This window comes from Achromobacter spanius (genome assembly GCF_002812705.1).
Taxonomy (GTDB): Bacteria; Pseudomonadota; Gammaproteobacteria; order Burkholderiales; family Burkholderiaceae_B; genus Achromobacter; species Achromobacter spanius.
This window is the reverse complement of record NZ_CP025030.1, coordinates 4,208,980-4,225,297: the sequence shown is the minus strand read 5'-3', so window position 1 is coordinate 4,225,297 and position 16,318 is coordinate 4,208,980. Positions and strand designations below refer to the sequence as shown.

At 65.6% G+C, this 16,318-nt stretch carries 19 protein-coding genes; 10 read left to right on the top strand and 9 right to left on the bottom strand.

All coding sequences use genetic code 11. The annotated features are described in order from the left end of the window. The first annotated feature begins 64 nt into the window (after positions 1–64). Positions 65–655, top strand: coding sequence for a hypothetical protein (locus CVS48_RS19045; RefSeq protein ID WP_100855803.1), 591 nt, complete (start codon positions 65–67; stop codon positions 653–655). Positions 656–676: 21 nt separating this feature from the next. Here the strand turns inward: CVS48_RS19045 and CVS48_RS19040 are convergent, their stop codons facing one another. After that, a complete protein-coding gene (locus CVS48_RS19040; protein ID WP_100855802.1) occupies positions 677–1,564 on the bottom strand; it encodes an SDR family oxidoreductase in 888 nt (295 codons plus the stop codon). 203 nt (positions 1,565–1,767) lie between these two features. On the opposite strand from CVS48_RS19040, the gene CVS48_RS19035 reads away from it, so the two are divergent. After that, positions 1,768–1,956, top strand: coding sequence for a CsbD family protein (locus CVS48_RS19035; RefSeq protein ID WP_100855801.1), 189 nt, complete (start codon positions 1,768–1,770; stop codon positions 1,954–1,956). 87 nt (positions 1,957–2,043) lie between these two features. Here CVS48_RS19035 and CVS48_RS19030 read toward each other — a convergent pair whose 3' ends face one another. Beyond that, the gene (locus tag CVS48_RS19030; protein ID WP_100855800.1) at positions 2,044–2,385 is read right to left on the bottom strand and encodes an ElaB/YgaM/YqjD family protein; all 342 of its coding nucleotides are present in this window, start codon (positions 2,383–2,385) and stop codon (positions 2,044–2,046) included. Between the two features lie 76 nt (positions 2,386–2,461). After that, a complete protein-coding gene (locus tag CVS48_RS19025; RefSeq protein ID WP_050444725.1) occupies positions 2,462–2,794 on the bottom strand; it encodes a four-helix bundle copper-binding protein in 333 nt (110 codons plus the stop codon). A 150-nt stretch (positions 2,795–2,944) separates the two neighbouring features. Here CVS48_RS19025 and CVS48_RS19020 point away from each other — a divergent pair, with 150 nt between their 5' ends. After that, positions 2,945–3,196, top strand: a complete 252-nt coding sequence (locus CVS48_RS19020) for a hypothetical protein (protein ID WP_100855799.1) — start codon at positions 2,945–2,947, stop codon at positions 3,194–3,196. Here CVS48_RS19020 and CVS48_RS19015 read toward each other — a convergent pair. Next, on the bottom strand, positions 3,182–4,264 hold the full coding sequence (locus tag CVS48_RS19015; protein ID WP_100855798.1) for a DNA topoisomerase IB: 1,083 nt from the start codon (positions 4,262–4,264) through the stop codon (positions 3,182–3,184). The two genes, CVS48_RS19020 and CVS48_RS19015, sit on opposite strands and share 15 nt — an antisense overlap. A gap of 210 nt (positions 4,265–4,474) precedes the next feature. Between CVS48_RS19015 and CVS48_RS29410 the strand changes: the two genes are divergently transcribed. The 3 genes from CVS48_RS29410 to CVS48_RS19005 all read left to right on the top strand — a co-directional run bounded on the left by CVS48_RS29410 (position 4,475) and on the right by CVS48_RS19005 (position 5,954). After that, positions 4,475–4,636, top strand: a complete 162-nt coding sequence (locus tag CVS48_RS29410; protein ID WP_167401019.1) for a hypothetical protein — start codon at positions 4,475–4,477, stop codon at positions 4,634–4,636. A gap of 49 nt (positions 4,637–4,685) precedes the next feature. Further along, positions 4,686–4,838: a DUF3309 domain-containing protein gene (locus CVS48_RS19010; protein ID WP_006222114.1), complete on the top strand. Its 153-nt coding sequence runs from the start codon at positions 4,686–4,688 to the stop codon at positions 4,836–4,838. 159 nt (positions 4,839–4,997) lie between these two features. Further along, positions 4,998–5,954, top strand: a complete 957-nt coding sequence (locus CVS48_RS19005) for a 2-hydroxyacid dehydrogenase (RefSeq protein WP_100857746.1) — start codon at positions 4,998–5,000, stop codon at positions 5,952–5,954. A gap of 91 nt (positions 5,955–6,045) precedes the next feature. Here the strand turns inward: CVS48_RS19005 and CVS48_RS19000 are convergent, their stop codons facing one another. Beyond that, entirely contained in the window at positions 6,046–6,882 is an 837-nt protein-coding gene (locus tag CVS48_RS19000) for a universal stress protein (RefSeq protein ID WP_100855797.1), read from the bottom strand. A gap of 111 nt (positions 6,883–6,993) precedes the next feature. Then, complete coding sequence (locus tag CVS48_RS18995; RefSeq protein ID WP_100857745.1) at positions 6,994–9,141, bottom strand: FUSC family protein; 2,148 nt, start codon at positions 9,139–9,141, stop codon at positions 6,994–6,996. Between the two features lie 292 nt (positions 9,142–9,433). On the opposite strand from CVS48_RS18995, the gene CVS48_RS18990 reads away from it, so the two are divergent. The 3 genes from CVS48_RS18990 to CVS48_RS18980 all read left to right on the top strand — a co-directional run bounded on the left by CVS48_RS18990 (position 9,434) and on the right by CVS48_RS18980 (position 11,988). Beyond that, positions 9,434–10,339, top strand: coding sequence for an EAL domain-containing protein (locus tag CVS48_RS18990; protein ID WP_100855796.1), 906 nt, complete (start codon positions 9,434–9,436; stop codon positions 10,337–10,339). Positions 10,340–10,479: 140 nt separating this feature from the next. After that, positions 10,480–10,671: a hypothetical protein gene (locus CVS48_RS18985; RefSeq protein WP_100855795.1), complete on the top strand. Its 192-nt coding sequence runs from the start codon at positions 10,480–10,482 to the stop codon at positions 10,669–10,671. A 216-nt stretch (positions 10,672–10,887) separates the two neighbouring features. Then, positions 10,888–11,988, top strand: coding sequence for a DUF748 domain-containing protein (locus CVS48_RS18980; protein ID WP_100855794.1), 1,101 nt, complete (start codon positions 10,888–10,890; stop codon positions 11,986–11,988). Between the two features lie 6 nt (positions 11,989–11,994). On the opposite strand, the gene CVS48_RS18975 is transcribed toward CVS48_RS18980, so the two are convergent. Genes CVS48_RS18975 through CVS48_RS18965 form a run of 3 tightly spaced genes read right to left on the bottom strand, consistent with a single transcriptional unit; the run spans position 11,995 to position 15,456 of the window. Then, positions 11,995–12,900, bottom strand: coding sequence for a c-type cytochrome (locus CVS48_RS18975; RefSeq protein WP_100855793.1), 906 nt, complete (start codon positions 12,898–12,900; stop codon positions 11,995–11,997). A 2-nt stretch (positions 12,901–12,902) separates the two neighbouring features. Next, a complete protein-coding gene (locus CVS48_RS18970; RefSeq protein WP_100855792.1) occupies positions 12,903–14,669 on the bottom strand; it encodes a GMC family oxidoreductase in 1,767 nt (588 codons plus the stop codon). Next, entirely contained in the window at positions 14,662–15,456 is a 795-nt protein-coding gene (locus CVS48_RS18965; RefSeq protein ID WP_100855791.1) for a gluconate 2-dehydrogenase subunit 3 family protein, read from the bottom strand. The genes CVS48_RS18970 and CVS48_RS18965 overlap by 8 nt, the downstream gene beginning before the upstream one ends. A 116-nt stretch (positions 15,457–15,572) precedes the next feature. Between CVS48_RS18965 and CVS48_RS18960 the strand changes: the two genes are divergently transcribed. Then, on the top strand, positions 15,573–16,013 hold the full coding sequence (locus tag CVS48_RS18960; protein ID WP_100855790.1) for a hypothetical protein: 441 nt from the start codon (positions 15,573–15,575) through the stop codon (positions 16,011–16,013). Positions 16,014–16,318: the final 305 nt, after the last annotated feature.

Here is a 16,318-nt window from a genome sequence, read left to right as displayed (position 1 = left end):
CCGTGCCGAGGCAGGCGGGTATGCAAGTTGCTGCACGGCTCAGGTCCGCATACGGGAGAGCGCTATGTCTTTGATCGTTGCCGCAAGGTTCGACACGTTTGACCAGGCCTCCGTGGCCACCCAGAATTTATTCAAGGAAGGGTTTACCGAAGACGACGTCCATACGTTCTATATCAATACGGCAGGGGGCCATTCCCGCTATCCGATTGGGGGAGACCGGCTGGCGGACCCGGACGCCAAGGGCGGGCACATCGGCGCGGTGGCGGGCGCATCCGCCTTGGGGTTGTTGTTTGCGCTGATAGGTGGGGCAATCGCCGCCCAGATAGCGGCCTCCGTGTTCATTGTTATTGCCGCCGCGGGCGTGGGCGCGTATATCGGCGCATTGGCCGGCGCCATGTGGATTGTGGGTCGAGGCCGACGCAGGAGTTCGGTGACGCCGATGGCGCAGGATTCCCACCCGGCCGTTCGACAGGCCGGCGTCATGTTGGCGCTGCATGTGTCGCCCGAGCAGGAAACGCACGCACGACGTGTGCTGCGAGAGTCCGGCGGGCATGACATCGAACGCGCGCAAGGGCGTTGGCGTGACGGCAAGTGGCAGGACTTTGATCCGCTGGCGCCGCCCCAAACCGTCGAGGCGCCCACGCCCACGCCTTGAGGTTGTCGTGATGTCGTTTGATCAGTCGCCCGCGCTGCCGGTAATGGGCAGCACGATGCCGGTGATGTAGCTGGCGCAGACGGGTGCCGCCAGGAACACGTAGGCGGGTGCGATCTCTTCGGGTTGCGCGGGCCGGCCCAAGTCAGTCTTCTTGCCAAATTCCTTGATGGCCTCGGGGCTTTGGTCCGCGGGGTTCAGCGGCGTCCACACAGGCCCGGGCGCCACTGCGTTCACCCGTATGCCGTCAGACGCAAGGTTGGCGGCCAGCGAGCGCGTGAACGCATGGATAGCCCCTTTGGTCGACGAATAATCCAGCAGCTTGGCGCTGCCGCGCAGGCCGGTCACGGAACCGGTGTTGATGATGGACGCCCCGGTCTTCAAGTGGGGCAGCGCCGCGCGCGCCATGTAGAAGTACCCGGTGATGTTGGTGCGCAGGGTCTTGTCCCACTTGTCGTCGCTGATCTCGGTAAGTTTCTCGGTGTGCTGCTGATAGGCGGCGTTGTTCACCAGGATGTCGAGCTTGCCAAATTCCTTGACGGCTTGCGCCACCACGTTCTTGCAAAAGGCGGGGTCTTGCACGTCGCCCGGAATCAGCACGCAGCGCCGGCCTTCGGCTTCGACCACGCGGCGGGTTTCTTCGGCGTCTTCATGCTCGTCCAGGTACACCACGGCGATGTCGGCGCCTTCACGCGCGAACAGTACGCTGACCGCGCGGCCGATGCCGGAATCACCGCCCGTGACGATGGCAGCCATGCCCTTGAGTTTGCCGCTGCCTTCATAACCCGGCGCCTGGTACTGCGGCTTGAGCACCATGTCCGATTCATTGCCGGGCTTTTCCAGATGCTGGCCGGGCATGGGCGGGGTGGGATGCGGGCGGGCGCCCGTGTCGGTGTTCTTCGGTTTGCTCATGGCTAGGCTCCTTGTGGCGTGGCGCGGAACGCGCGCCTTGACAGGGCAGGGAGCAAACCTTGTTCCTGCTTGGTGGCGTCGGGGGAACGTCGGGGCGGCTGTTTAACGGCCTTTCGCAGGTTTGGGCACGTCGCTTGCGAGGCAATTGCTACGGCGCAGACCCTGCGCCGGCAATCCATCAACGCGATGAAAGAGAGACAGCCATGAACAAAGACCAGGTGAAGGGCAGAGTCGAGGAAGCCACCGGCAAGGTGAAGGAAGTGGCCGGCAAGGCAACAGGCAGCGCATCCACCGAGGCGAAGGGCACGGCCCAGAAGGTTGCTGGCAAGACGCAAGCCGCTTACGGCGATGCCAAGGAAAAGGCCGAGGACCGGGCCAAGGGCAAAGCCTGAATCCGGGTGTGAAACCTAGGTCCGGGTCCAGCCCAAAACTCGGCTCAAACCCGGCCCGGACCTAGTTGGCGCGGCGCTTGTTCTTGGTTACTGGCGTCCCACGACGACGCCGAACAAGAACGCCGCGCCAGCCACCAGCCCGATGGCTTGCCACGGGCGCGCGTGGATATATTCTTCCGTGCAATCGATCGTTTCGCGCATCAGGTCGCCAGCGTTGTCAGAGGCGTCGCGCAGGCTGCGCCGGGTGGCCGCCAACTGATCCGCCAGGCGCGCCTTCAGTGCGTCCAGGTCGCTCGGGTCGGCGTCGCGCAAGGTCGCTTCGATCTCATCTATCCAACTTTCCGGATGGCGCGCGCGGCTGCGCGACCCACGATTGTCCGGGCCGCTTTCGGGAAAGTCGGAAGGAAAAGGGGTGTTCGTAGAGGCCATCGAAAAGCTCCTGGCAGTCGGGCGGGGTAGGCGCCAACGCTGGCCTGCCCGTGCGGCCGCGTGGCGTGTCGAAGCGTCAAGCTTCGAGCATGTCCTGGCAAGCCAGCGTGCACGCCAGGCAAGCGCCGGCGCAGATCTGGCAATGCTCCACGTCCTGGTATGGGGCGCAAGCGCGGGCGCAAGCATCGCAAACCAAAGCGCATAGCGTACAAAGCGCGGTGGAAAATTCGCCGTTGCGCGCCAGCATGGCGGCGCACAGGCGGCAAACACTGGCGCAATCCGTGGCCAGGCTGATGCAGCGCTTCATCCGCGTGGCGTTGGTTTCCAAACACCCCGCGGCGCACTGGTCGCAAGCCACCGCGCATTCATAGCAGGCTTGCACACATTGCTCGAAGTTTGGGTCTCGCATTGCATCTCCTTGTGAGTGCCCATGGTGCTCGGCAAAGGCGCGCCCGGCGTGCGCCGGGCACATCCGCTTGCAATTTGAAGATACTGACCGCGGTTTCGCGGCGTCAGCGGCCGTAGGATGAAAGTTCGAAACCAGACAGGAGGCAGCGTTATGAAATCCCGCTCCGCTTCGAAAGCCGCCACCGCCACCCGCAAGGCGGCCGGCACCGATGACACCGCAAAGATACTGCCGCCGCGCGGCCCCGTCGATGTGCCGAAACAACCAGTCAAACCAGACGTCTCGACCCCCGACGAAGCGGCGCGCGACAAGCGTGCCGTGGTCGACAACCAGACCGAATCGAATTGGGCGGATGGCGACGCGCCGCAACCGCGCGCGAAGAATGCCCGCTCACACTTGTTCTGAAGCGCGGGGCGGCGCGGGCGCATCCAGCGGCGGCAAATCCCGCAGGAATGCCAGCAGCCGCCTTTCGTCGGCATGCAGGCCGCGCGGGCCATCGGGCGCGCGCCCCTTGGGCGGCAACACGCCCTGTAGATAGGCTTCAAGCACCGCCGGGTGCACGTAGCAGGCGCGGCATACGGCTGGCGTGTTGGCCAGCCGCTTGGACACCTGCTTGATCACGTCGACCACGTTTTGGCGTGCCTGCGTGGCGGTGTCGGCCGGCAGATCTTGCAAGGCGGCATAGGCCATGACTGACCCGGCCCACGTGCGATAGTGCTTGGCGGTGAAGTCGCCATCGCCCGCCGCGCGCAGATAGGCGTTCACCGCGCCCGAGTCCACGGGACGCTTGTCTCCGTCTTCGTCCAGGTATTGGAACAATTGCTGCCCCGGGATTTCCAGGCAGCGCTTGATGATGCGCGCCACCCGGCGGTCCCGCACCGTGACGTCGTGGGGCACGCCGCTCTTGCCCACGAACCGGAAACGGAAGCTGCTGCCTGCCACCGTGGCGTGGCGGCGCGTCAGCGTGGTCAGGCCATACGATTTGTTCGACCGCGCGTATTCGCGCGCGCCGATACGGATCAAGGTCGTTTCCAACAGGCGCACCAGCGTGGCCACCACCTTGTCCTGCGTGAGTCCACGCGCGCCCATGTCGCGCGCCACGCGGCGCCGGATACGTGGCAGCGCTTGCCCGAAGGCAAGCAGGTTCTGGTATTTACCCGCATCGCGCAATGCCGCCCAGGACGGGTGATACCGGTATTGCTTGCGTCCGCGCGCATCGCGGCCGGTGGCTTGCAGATGACCATGGGGCAGGGGGCAGATCCAGACGTCTTCGTACGCGGGCGGTATCGCAAGCTTGTGGATGCGTTCGATCTCGGCGTCATCGGTAATACGCTTGCCGTCCGCATCCAGGTAATGAAAGGTGCTGCCGTTGACGCGCACCCGGCGATAGCCCGGCAGGGTGTCGTCCACATAGACCAAGGGGGGATCAACGGCGGCGGGCGCCGCGTCGGCAAGCAGGGTGCGGGTGTCCATGCGGTCTCCGGAAACTGGCGCGTGCAACGGGCGCGTGCAACGGGCGCGCGCTCCACAAGCAAGCGTCGTGCCCGGGTGAGATTGCCGACAAGCGCATAGGTTTGGGCACGGCGCTTGCTGAAGAGGGGCAGCGACAAATGTCCGCGAATCGATTGTTTCGGACCCGTGCGAGTTGGCGGGACCCGCGAATGATCTCTACAGGAGAGTGCCATGCAAGCCACACAGTATCTACACGTGCCGCCCAAGCCCGACCCGATTCCGCCTGGCTCGCCACCGGGAGACCTGCCGGTGGACCCGGATACCGACCAGCCCGAAGTGGACTTGCCGCCGCTGTCGCCGCCGGTCCGGGAAATTGAGCCGCCTAAGCGCTGATGCCCGCTTGCCACCCAAGAATTCGAATCAATAACGACGAGGAGTCATCATGTCGACCATCCTGCTGATCATTCTGATCCTGCTGCTTATCGGCGCTGTACCGGCGTGGCCGCACAGTAAAGGCTGGGGCTACTACCCCAGCGGCCTGCTTGGCATTGTCGTGATCGTGCTAATCGTGATGCTGCTGATGGGGCGCATATAGCGTTCTGATGGCTACCCCGGCCCAGCGCGGCGCCGCCGCGCGCGGGCTGGGCCGCCCGCTTTTGCAAGGAATGGCCGCTGCCTGGACGGCGAGTGGCGCCTGTGGGGCCTCAGGCGTAAGATTTCGCCGACATTGATCCGCCACCCCCGCAGCAGCACCATGACCATTCCATTACTGATTTTGATCGACAGCGTGCAGGACTACCTGCCCGAGATCCAGGCGCGCGGCTTTCAGCCCGTGTACGCGCCCACCGACAAAGCCCGTGAACAAGCCATCCAGGACCACGCCGAAGACATTCGCGTCGTCCTGACGCGCGGCGCTACCGGCCTGCGCGCCGACGAAATGGCCGCCATGCCGAAGCTGGAATTGGTCTGTTCGCTTGGCGTGGGCTACGAGAACATTGATCTGGCCGCGGCCGCCGCGCGCGGCATTGTGGTGACCAACGGGCCGGGCGCCAACGCCGTGTCGGTGGCCGACCACGCCATGGCGCTGCTGCTGGGCGCCGCCCGCCATCTGCCGCAGGCCGATGCCTGGGTTCGGCAAGGACATTGGAACGGCTTCATGGGGCCGCAGGTAACCGGCAAGCGCCTGGGTATTCTTGGGCTGGGCACCATCGGCCTTGAGATCGCGCGCCGGGGCGCGAACGGGTTCGGAATGCCGGTCGGCTATTACAACCGACGGCCGCGCCCGGAATCGGGCTACACCTATTTCGACAATCCGCGCGAGCTAGCCGCCGCGTCGGACTTCCTGGTCATTGCCACGCCGGGCGGCGCGGGCACGCGGCATCTGGTGGACGCCGCTGTGCTGCAAGCCTTGGGGCCGCGGGGCTATCTGGTGAACATTGCGCGCGGCAGCGTGGTCGACACGGAAGCACTGATCGCCGCGTTGGCCAGCGGTGGCATCGCCGGCGCGGGCTTGGATGTGGTGGATGGCGAGCCGCACATTCCCGATGCGCTCAAGCAGTTGAACAACGTGGTGCTGACCCCGCATAGCGCGGGGCGTTCACCCGAGGCCGTGGCCGCAACCGTGGCGCTGTTTCTGGAAAACGCCACGGCGCATTTTGGCGGCAAGCCTGTGTTGACCCCGGTGCTGGACGCGCACGCGGAAGCGGCCTGAGCAGACCAGGGGGCTGGCCACGCGGTAAGCGAGGCGGATGGCCCGCTCGCGCCGTACCCCGCTTCAGTGCGCCCGCTTCAGTGCGCCCGCTTCAGTGCGAAAACATGATCGGCACGGTCATGCTTTTCAGGATGGACGCGGTGGCCCCGCCCATGGCCCATTCGCGGAACTTGCTGTGGCCGTACGCGCCCATCACGATCAAATCGGCGCTGTAGTCGGCGGCGGCGTTCAGGATGGTGCTGCCCACGCCCACCCCCTTGATGACGCGGTTCACATGGTCCGGCGCGGGCATGCCGTGCGCCACGCAATAGGTGGCCAGGTCTTCGAAGGGTACGCCTTCGTGCTTCGCGACGCTTGCGCCTTCGTCCATGGTCAGCACCACCAGATGCGACGCCAGCCGCAGGGCGGGCGCGGCGTCGGCCAGCGCGCGCGCGGCTTCCCGGCTGCCATCCCAGCAATAGAGCACGCGGCTGCCCACGCCGGAAAAATCACCGCTTGACGGCAACACCAGCACGGGCCGGCCGGCGGTCAGCAGCATCTGTTCCACGAATTCGGTCTCGTGCGCGGCTTCGACGTCGTCGCGGTTGTATTGGCTGACGATGACGAGATCGCTGCTGCGGGCGTGCAGGGCAACGGTGGCGCTGGGCGCGGCGTCGCCCGCGCGTACGAAGGCGGGCACGTCGGCGGCGGCGGCCGCCTCCAGGAAGGCGTTCTGTACCGCGCCCCGATTCTGCGCCTGCAATTCCTTCATGACGTTCAGCGTGCGCGACATCAGCACGGATTCGCCGTAGTAATACTGCGGCGGCGCGGCGCTGGCATAAATGCCCACCAGATCCGCCTGATGCTGTTTGGCAAGCGCCAGCGCCAAGGCGGTGCGGCGGTTGCAATCGAATCCGTGGTCCAGGTGGACGGAAATGCGTCGGTACATGGCGGGCCTCCTTGATAAGCGTCCCATGTCGCCATGGTTGCGCGTTCCGGCGGGCCGACCCTTGACGCGCATCAAGCCGGTATCACTTATTGTCGACGGCGCGATCGCTGCCTAACGGGGCGCTTCCTTTTCAACGCGGTCGCGCAGTTGCCGTACTTGGCGCGCCTGCTGGGCAATGCGGTCCAGCGGACCGGCCAGCGCGGGGTCGGCCGACTGCACCGCGGCCGGTACCGCGAATTGGCGCGGGGACGCCGCCGGTGCGTTGTCCTGCGGGTGCAAGGCATGCGCCAGCACCAGCCCGTAATCTTGCAGCGCCGTGGCGGCCGTCGAGGCGTCGGGCGGCAAGGGCGGTTGAATTTCCAGCACGGTGCCGGCGGCGGTAATACGCCGCATCGCGTTCAAGAGGTTCACGGCGGTGTCGACCTTGCGGTCACGGTGCACGGGGTTTTGTTGCAGCCGCTGCAAGGATGCTTCGGCGTTGTCGGCCGACAGGCAGGCCAGGCGGCGCAGGCCAACAATGTCGACGGGGGCGGAATTCGCGTTGGCATTGCTCTTCAACCGAATCAACGCCAGGGCATAGGCGGCGTGCCGTTCCAGCGCGCGGGTCAAGGCGTCGGCCAATTGGCGCGGTTCTTTTTCCGGCCACACCAGAAACCCCACCAACAGAGCCAGAATGCCGCCCAGCACGCTGTTGAAGGCGCGTAGGGCGGCCAGCATCGGTTCGTAGATATCGGGTTGCTGGATGTGGCTGACCAGCACGAACTGCGAGGTCAGGAAGAACGTGAACAACGCGTAATGGATGGTGCGGGCGGCGAAGGTCCCCAGCGCGATGGGCAGCACCGCCAAGGCCACGGACAGCGGCGTGCTCAGCAACAGCCCCAGCAAGGACGCGCCAATGGCGCCCGCCACGCTGCCGATCACCCTTTCCAGCGTGCGCTGCCAGGTGGTGGCGAAGTAGGGTTGCAGGATGAAGACCAGGGTCAGCGACATCCAGTAGCCGTGATTGACGGCGAAGGTCTTGGACAACGCCACGGCGATGGTGGCGCCCACGCCCACGCGCAAGGCATGGCGGAAGGCATCCGATTCCACGCCCAGATTCTGGCGCAGGGTGCGGGCGGCCTGACGCGCGCGGCTTGCCAGACTGGGGACCTGAACCGGGGTTGCCGGCGCGTCGCCCTGGTCGAACATGGCTTGCATGACCGATTGGGCCGTTTGCAGCATGCGGTCCAGCACCGGCACCACCGAGGCCAGATCAGGCGCATACGCCATGGCGCCGCCGCGCAGGTCGTGCAGGCCGGCGCTGAAGTGCGCCAGCCGTTCCCGCAGGCATTGCGCCTGCTTGGCGTCGCTGACGTCCGAGGTGCTGGCAATGGCGTTGCAGACGCTGGCGTAGCGGTGCAGCGCATGCGACAGATGCGCGCCCGCGCTGCGGCCCAGCCAGCGTGGCGCGTTGGATTCCAACAGGTCGGCCGCGGCGACCAGCGCAATGAAACTGTCTTCGGCGCTGTCCAGCAAATACGTCAATTGATGCGCCCGTGCGCGGCGCGACGGGCGGGTGTCCTGCACTTCGCGGATACGCACGCGGGCCGCTTCCAGGGCGGCTCTCTGTGCGCTGCGTTGGGGTTTGGTGACCGCCGTCCAGGCCTGCGGCCCGCCGGCAGGGGTCACGCCCGCAACCGTCAGGCCCGAATACATGCGCGCCAAGGCATCGGCAAAGTCCGCCAGGCCGCGATAGCAGTGCGCCACGGCATGGGTGGCGTCTTTCCAGGGGCGCCTGCGCCAGACCAGCGCCGTCATCAACATGGCCCAGACCGCACCCGCCAGAAAGAACAGGGTGTAGGACAGGCTCTCGGCCAGTGTGGGCGCGGGCAATTCCGCCGCCACCACGAAGCCTGCTGACAGCAGCGTGCCGACAATGGCGGCGGCGGGCCCCAGCACCCGCAGCAGTCCGCCGAAGGTGCAGCAGGCGAAGGTCAGCGGCAGCAGCAGCCAGAGGTGGCTGGCGCTGGCGCTGGCCAGGAAACAGAAGAGGGCGCCGATCAGTCCCAGCGCCAGCATGGAGCCCGCGCGTTGGCGCAGCGGCCCGCCGGGGTCGCCGAAGCAGGCCCAGAAGGCGGCGATGGCGGTCCAGCCCAGGCGCGGCTCGTGAACCAGCACGGCCAGGATGACGGGCGCCGCGCTGATCGCGGCGGCTTGCAGGGCGTCCAGCCACAGCACGTTGCGCAGCGAGGCGCGCCAGAGGGAAAGCAGTTTTGTCACGCTGGGAAACCGGCAGAAGTCAGGCGGGGAATGCGCAGGACGCAAACCCTAGCATGTCGACAAGGCGGTTGGCGAATACGGCTGGTTACATTAATGTGAATCCACGCACGGAATCACGCAAATTTGCCTGGAACAATTGCGCGAAATGGCATAAAAAAACACATGCGATGGCGTCACCGGTTATGTCGGCGGCGCAATAGCGGCAAGCCAAGAGTGAACTCATGTCCCAATGTGTCCCTATCTGCGCCCGGACAGCGCAGGCCTTATCCAGGGACATGCGAGGAGCGTTGACATGACGCCGAATCACGAGGCTTCAACCAGCTCGGTGGTCAGCGATGATGAAATCGCCGCCATGATTGCAGGAAAAGATGGGTTGCGCGTGTTGTTGCAGCCCCAAATGGATTTGCTCACGGGAAAAATCGTGTCGGCCGAGGCGCTGGCGCGATGGCAGCATCCCCGGCTTGGGCTGGTCATGCCTGCCGAATTCATTCCTGCCGTCAATCGCATGGGTATGGACAAGCAACTGTTCGAACGCGTTTGCCTGCGCGTGATCGATGTGCTGCTGACCATGCGCCGAATGGGCGTCGCGGTGCCGATCGCGATCAACGCACCCGCCACGACGCTTGCCGACGACCGCTCGGTCGCCTTCCTGCTTGACCGTATCCGCGCGGCGGAACTGCCGGCCTCGCTGGTGCGCGTCGAACTTACCGAAGACCAGCCCATCAAGGACCTTGACGTATTGCGCGCGTCGCTCATGAAGCTTGAGGACGCGGGCTGCGAGGTCAGCCTGGACGATTTCGGCACCGGGCACGCCTCATTGAAGCTGCTGTCGGCCATTCCGCTTTCCGAAGTCAAGATCGATCAGTATTTCGTGACGCGCATGCGGCGCAGCGCCGTGGCGTTCGAAGTGCTGCGCAGCGCCGCCGAGCTGGCCACCCGCATGGGTTGGCGGGTGGTGGCCGAGGGGGTCGAGAACGTGGCCGACATCCCCGCCTTGCGGGCAGCGGGCTGCCGCTATGGCCAGGGCTTCGCCTTGGGCCGACCCATGACGCTGGACGAGCTGATGTTGCGGCTGCGCACGCAACGCGACGGGATCGCGCCGCTGGCGGCCTCCGCTACCTATGCGTCGTCCTGGATCGAGGCGTTCGACGGCGCCGATGCCGAGCCCGGCCCGCCCGTGCGTGTGACCACGCAGTAGCCGGGCAGAAGCGGTAATTCTTACCGGAATCGTCGCGTCCCCGTCCGACTCACGCACGTAAGCCCACGCGCAAAGCGTTTGGGCACGTCAGTTGCGACAGCAAGTCCAGCGGAGTTGTTCCGCCCTCTAGGAGACTTGTAATGTCCAATCAGAACCAGCCCGACCAGCAAAAGCAGCCGCAAAAACAACAGGCCCAGGAAAACCCCAAGGACCGCAACCAGCAATCGGGCCAACAACCCGGTCAGCAGTCCGGGCAGCCCGGCCAGCAGATCGACAAGGGTCAAGGCCAGCAGGGCCAGAACCCCGGCCAGCAAAACAAGACGCAACGCTAGCGCCTTGATCGCGCCTTGAGACCGCATTCCGGCAGCGCGTATCCCGACGGCCCCGGCCTCGCCCTCTGACAGGTGCGGCCGGGGCCATTTGCTTGGGGCCCCGGTTTGCTGCCATCATCCTTTTCGGCCATTGAAATATGGCGCCGTATCTTCGACCATGCGCGTTGACCATGCACATTGGTCATGCGCTCCCGTTGGCTCTATCCAGGATTGCTCATGAACTCGCTTGCCCCCGCATCGCGCCAGCGCTCCGCCCTGGGGTCCACCCTGGCGGTGCTGCTGATGCTGATGGCGCTGGCGGCGATTCTTGCATTTGCCGCCGTCCGTATCGTCGAACAGCGCGTATCAAGCCTGCTGGGGCCGCGCAGCCAGGTGGGCGACGTACAGGTCGGGTTCCGGCAGGTGGTGTTGACCGAGGTCGTGGTACCAGGCGCGTCGGGTCAGGCCGAGGCGCGCGCCAAGCGGATCGTGCTGGAGCCCAAGTGGTCCGGCTTCCTGCGGCATGAAGCGGTGTTCAACACCGTCACCGTCGAGGGCTTTGACTTTGCCGTCGTGCGAACCGACAACGGGGATATGCAGATTGCGCCCGCCTTGAAGACGGCGCTGCAATCGGGCGAGGGGCGCACGCGCGGCCGCATGCCGATAGAAATCGCGCAACTGGTGCTGCGCGACGGGCGGCTGGACTTTGTTGACGCCGCCGTGGCCACGCCCGCGCACCGTATCCCTTTCAAGAACGTGCGGGCGCGGCTGAGCCCCGTGATGATTCCGGGCGATAGCGTGCGCAGCAACATTGAATTCGCCGGCGACGTGGAAGACAACCGCAATGGCGAATCAACGGTTCGGGCCCAGGGCTGGGTGGACATCGGCGGCACCGATTCAGAAATGAAGGTCGCGGTGCGCAATATGGATATCCGCCACGCGGCGCCGTATCTGGCGGAAAACGGCGCCGGCACGCTGACGGGCGGCGCGATGGACCTGGACATGAGCACCGCCATCGCCAAGCAGGATCTGCGGGCATCGGGCGTTGTGGCGCTGCGTGGGCTGAAATTCAGCGGCGACGGTTCGGTGTTTTCGCTGCCCCGCAAGGCGGTGCTGGCCGCCATGAAGGACAAGACCGGCGCGCTGCGATTCGAGTTCGCGTTGCGCGGCAGCCTGGACAACCCCAAGTTCTCGGTCACGCGCGGTTTCGCCGCGCAAGTGGCGCAGGGCTTTGGCCGCGCGATCGGCGTGGGCGCGGAAGGCGCCGCCCAAGGCGTGACCGGCGCGGTCAAGGAACTGGGCGACGCGTTGTCGGACTTGCTCAGCCCTGGCAAGTGATGCCGCTTACTGCGGCTTGGGCGCCGGCCCCGCGTAGTAGGCCGCCAATGCCTGGATCTCGCTATCGGTCAGGCGCTGCGCGAACGCGCGCATGACGCCGACGTCATCGTTCTGCCGCGAGCCGCTGCGAAAGGCATGCATCTGGTCGACGAAGTATTCCCGCGACTGCCCCGCCAGGCGCGGCAGCAACGGGCCTTCACCCATGCCGCGCAGGCCGTGGCAATTCGCGCAGGCGGGCAGGGCACGCGCGCCGTCGCCTTGCACATCCAGCTTGCGCGCCGCTTCGCCGCCGAATTCGCCCACATGCATCGGCGGGCCTGCCAGGCTGCCGTAGTACGCCGCAAGCTGCCCGATTTCCTGCTCGGTCAGCGCGCGCGCCACCGTATTCATCAGTGGCTGGATTCGCGTGCCGCTGCGGAAGTCGGCCAGTTGCTTGGCCAAGTACTCGCTGCTCAGGCCCGCCAGGTTCGGAAAGATGCCGCCGGTAGGCGTGATTCCGGCTTGTCCATGACAGGCCACGCAGGCCTGCACGCCCGCCGCGGGCTTGCCATTGGCGGCAAGCTGCTTGCCGGCTTGCGGGTCGGCATCGCGCAGGAAGCTCTCCCATTCCGGACGCGACGCGCTGAAGTCCTGCGCGCTGCGGCCGGGCACGGGCGTGGCGGGCTTGGGGGGCGCGGACGGTGGTGGCGCGGACGTGGGCGCCGCGGCCTGGGGCGCCGCTGCCGGGCCAGTTGCTGCTGGCGCAGCGGGTGACGCGGTCGCGGGTGGCGCCGATGCCGTGACGGCCCTGGCGCGGATCAGGCCGTCGCCACCGGTGCCGATCATCTGGTGCGCCGTGGCGATCAACGTGACCAACGGCGGCGCCATGATCAGCAGGATGGCGACGGATATGCCTTTGCGATGTTCGATCATGATCACACCAGCGGTCCCGGCGAACGCAGATAGTCCGCCTTGATTTTTTCGACGATCCAGTAGGCGGTGGCGCCCACGGTGCCTGTCGGGTTGTAGCCCGAGTTTTGCGGAAACAACGCCGCGCCCGTCACAAACACATTCGGCACGTCCCAACTTTGTCCGTAACGGTTGACGACGCTGGTGTCGGGGTTGTCGCCCATGGCCGCGCCGCCGGTCAGGTGGGTGGACTGATAGGCCGTTGCCGAAAAAGGCCGTTTGCGCGGGCCGGGCTCGGTGCGCACGATGCCCTTCATGGCGCGGCCGATCTCGTCGCCCTTGTCGGTAAGAAACGCCGACATGCGGATGTCGTTGTCCGGAAAGTCGTAGGTAATGCGCAGCAATGGCAGGCCCCAGGCGTCCTTGTAGGTGGGGTCCAGGCTCAGGTAGCCGCCGCGCCAGGGCTGAGCGGACCCGGTGATGGTGATGGACGCCGAATGGTTGTAGTAACGCTTGACGGCTTTTTTCCAGTCAGCGCCCCAGGTGGGCGTGCCTTTGGGCGTGGGATGAAAGCCGATGGGCGCGCCGCTGACCACCTGGATCTGCAGATAGCCGCCGCCGACAAACCCCAGTGGCCCGTGGTCGAAATTGTCGGCGCTGAAATCGTCCATGGTCACGGCGACCGCGCCGGCGCCCATGAACGGGTTGATATTGATCGACTCATCGAAAAACAGGTTCACGCCCGACGTGGTCTGGTGGGTGTAGTTGCGGCCCACGACACCGGTATCGGTTGCGGGGTCGTAAGGCTTGCCGATGCCCGAGAGCAGCAGCAGGCGCACGTTGTTGATGCCAAAGGCGCACAGCACCACAACCTCGGCCGGTTGAAAAACCTCTTCGCCCGCCGCGTCCACATAGGTCACGCCGCGCGCGCGCTTCTTGTCCGGCGTCAGTTCCACACGCAGCACGTGCGCGCCCGTGCGGATCTCAAAATTCTCCATCTTCATGGCCACGGGCAAGATGCAGACTTGCGGCGAGGCCTTGGCGAAATGCTCACAGCCAAAGTTGGAACAGAACCCGCAGTACACACAGGCGCTCATGTGCAGGCCCTCGGAATTCACATAGGGGCGGGTACAAAGTGCCGAGGGCTGCACATAGGGGTGATAGCCCAGTTTGCGCGCGGCCTCGCCAAATAGCGCGGGCGCGTAGGGCACCTTCATGGGCGGATTCGGATAGGGCCGCGAGCGCCAGGGTTCAAAGGGGTTGCCGCCTTCCTGCTTTTGCCCCTTGATATTGCCGGCCTGGCCGGAGGCCCCGATCAGGTAGTCGTACCGGTCGAAATAGGGTTCCAGCTCGTCATAGCTGACCGGCCAGTCCTGGCAGCTCAGTTCCTTGTCGAAGATCTTCGCGCCATAGCGCTCGGTGTAGTGGCTGCGGATGCGAAAGTCGGTGGGGTCGAAGCGGTAGTACGCGCCCGACCAGTGGTTGCCCGCGCCGCCCAGGTGCGTGCCCGGATACGCAAACTGCCAGCGGCGCATGGGTAGGGCCTTCTGGTCCGTACTGTTGCGGAACGTGAACGTTTCGGTGGCCGCGTCCTGGTGCAGTTCGTGGCGACGGGCGTACTTCAGTTCGTCGTGCACGTTGGGACCCTGGAAATCAGGGGAGGGCCAACGCGCCTGGCCGCGTTCCAGCACTACCACCCGCTGCTTGGCCGCAGCCAGCTCCTTGCCGATGATGGAACCCGTCCAGCCGCCACCGATGATCGCGACGTCCACGGGGGGTAGGATTTTAGCCATGTCCGTCTCCCGATTTCATCTTGTGGCCCACCGCATTGGCGATGGACACGGGCTTGCCCGCCCAGATCACGCCATGGCGTTCGATATCGTTGGAGAAGGACGCATAGGCGCCGGGAAATCCCACCAGCTTCCATCCCACCATGTCGACGTTGCCACCGTAGAGCGGGTCGGAAAAGAAGCCTTCGATCGTGCCGTCCAGCAAGGCCTGAAAGAAGATGTCGGACGGCAGCGGAGAAAAATCGACTTTGCCCGCCTGCAAGTCATGAAGCCAGGCGTCCTGCCTGGCTTCATCTAGTTCTGCAAAGGGTTTGCCGTCTTGCTTGCGGGTCGCGGCGTCCAGCGCGGCCAAGCCGCGCCGGATCATCTCGGCCGGCGTGAATGACAACTGGTAGCCCTGCTCGGGCGTGCCTTTTTCAAACGGACCTTGTCGGTAGAACTGGCTGCCCGCTCCCCAGGCGCCCGCCAACTGGCCATCCAGGAAATAAGTGACGCCTGCCTCTTTTGCGCCGGGGCCTAAGTCGTCGGCGGGAATCAAGCGTGCCGCGATGGCGTCCATCGCCTGGGCTTCCTGGGCGTTGAAGAATCGAAGGGTGCGGTCGGCGGAAGGCGCAATGGCCGCCTGGCCTTCGGGGTTGCCGGCCGCAGGGGCGGGCGCCGAGGGTGCGCCTGCCGCGCGGGCGGCCCAGGCGGCGCCGGGCACGCCCACCGCAAGGGCCTTGAGCAGCCCACGCCGGCTTGCGACCGGCTGGTCGGACCCGGAACCGTCATTCGAGGATTGATCGTCCATGCATCGCTCCAGTTTTGGGGCAGGCACGCCACTTGCCCCGCAGTTGATAGAGACCCCGCAGCAACTCGTTATCCGTCGGCATTTAGTTTGTCACTGTTTTTAATTGGGAGACAACGATGAAAAGCCACAAACTGCTACTGATATCCGCCATGTTGGCGGTACTGCCCTGGCATGCCACCACTGCGCAGACCAGCCAGACCACGCTGGTCGCGCAAGCCGCGCCGCCGCCTTCCACGCCCATGCCCACGGCGGACGACAAGATGGCTCCGCCCAATGTCATCCGCGAGCCCGTGCCGGGCGCGCAGAACCCGGACAAGCAAAAAATGCCTGCCACTGAAGAAAAGACCGGGGCGTCGAAGCCCCGGACCCAAGACTCGAATGCTCCGCCCAAGGGTGACGCCAATTCGCGCCCCAAAACCCCGGATGCGGACACGCGCGGCGGCGGCAGGAGTGGTGACGTCAAAAGTGGCGGCAGCAAGACGGGTGCGCCGGATAACACCGGCATGCCCGGGTCGGGGGCGTCGTCCGGCTCCGGAGGCGCTGCGGACACACGCTGAGGCGCTGGTCCGGCAGCCGCAGGGGACAAAACAAGTTTCAGGTATCATTCAGTTTCCTGTAAGAACGAGAGCCTGGCGGTGTTTGCGCGTAGCGGTTGCGAAGGCAGCCGCGTGAACACGGCCTTTTATGACTCAAGAACCTCCTCCTAGCAGGGCGCCTCGGCGCCCGCCTTTGCTTTCTATCCGCCGGCGCGCCATGGCATCGACAGGTCGCGCGGCTTCAATTTCCGTCGCCGCCGCGCCGCCGCAAGTTGCGTGCCGCGCGCCGCCCGGCGTTGCCAATTTCCCCTTGAATTCCCACGCTT

Coding starts and splice junctions, on each gene's coding strand:
- CVS48_RS19030 (WP_100855800.1), bottom strand. CDS start 2,385: ATGGCCTCTACGAACACCCCTTTTCCTTCCGACTTTCCCGAAAGCGGC.
- CVS48_RS18975 (WP_100855793.1), bottom strand. CDS start 12,900: ATGATCGAACATCGCAAAGGCATATCCGTCGCCATCCTGCTGATCATG.
- CVS48_RS18965 (WP_100855791.1), bottom strand. CDS start 15,456: ATGGACGATCAATCCTCGAATGACGGTTCCGGGTCCGACCAGCCGGTC.
- CVS48_RS19045 (WP_100855803.1), top strand. CDS start 65: ATGTCTTTGATCGTTGCCGCAAGGTTCGACACGTTTGACCAGGCCTCC.
- CVS48_RS19020 (WP_100855799.1), top strand. CDS start 2,945: ATGAAATCCCGCTCCGCTTCGAAAGCCGCCACCGCCACCCGCAAGGCG.
- CVS48_RS18980 (WP_100855794.1), top strand. CDS start 10,888: ATGAACTCGCTTGCCCCCGCATCGCGCCAGCGCTCCGCCCTGGGGTCC.
- CVS48_RS19010 (WP_006222114.1), top strand. CDS start 4,686: ATGTCGACCATCCTGCTGATCATTCTGATCCTGCTGCTTATCGGCGCT.
- CVS48_RS19035 (WP_100855801.1), top strand. CDS start 1,768: ATGAACAAAGACCAGGTGAAGGGCAGAGTCGAGGAAGCCACCGGCAAG.
- CVS48_RS18985 (WP_100855795.1), top strand. CDS start 10,480: ATGTCCAATCAGAACCAGCCCGACCAGCAAAAGCAGCCGCAAAAACAA.
- CVS48_RS18990 (WP_100855796.1), top strand. CDS start 9,434: ATGACGCCGAATCACGAGGCTTCAACCAGCTCGGTGGTCAGCGATGAT.
- CVS48_RS19005 (WP_100857746.1), top strand. CDS start 4,998: ATGACCATTCCATTACTGATTTTGATCGACAGCGTGCAGGACTACCTG.
- CVS48_RS19040 (WP_100855802.1), bottom strand. CDS start 1,564: ATGAGCAAACCGAAGAACACCGACACGGGCGCCCGCCCGCATCCCACC.
- CVS48_RS29410 (WP_167401019.1), top strand. CDS start 4,475: ATGCAAGCCACACAGTATCTACACGTGCCGCCCAAGCCCGACCCGATT.
- CVS48_RS18960 (WP_100855790.1), top strand. CDS start 15,573: ATGAAAAGCCACAAACTGCTACTGATATCCGCCATGTTGGCGGTACTG.
- CVS48_RS19000 (WP_100855797.1), bottom strand. CDS start 6,882: ATGTACCGACGCATTTCCGTCCACCTGGACCACGGATTCGATTGCAAC.
- CVS48_RS19025 (WP_050444725.1), bottom strand. CDS start 2,794: ATGCGAGACCCAAACTTCGAGCAATGTGTGCAAGCCTGCTATGAATGC.
- CVS48_RS19015 (WP_100855798.1), bottom strand. CDS start 4,264: ATGGACACCCGCACCCTGCTTGCCGACGCGGCGCCCGCCGCCGTTGAT.
- CVS48_RS18970 (WP_100855792.1), bottom strand. CDS start 14,669: ATGGCTAAAATCCTACCCCCCGTGGACGTCGCGATCATCGGTGGCGGC.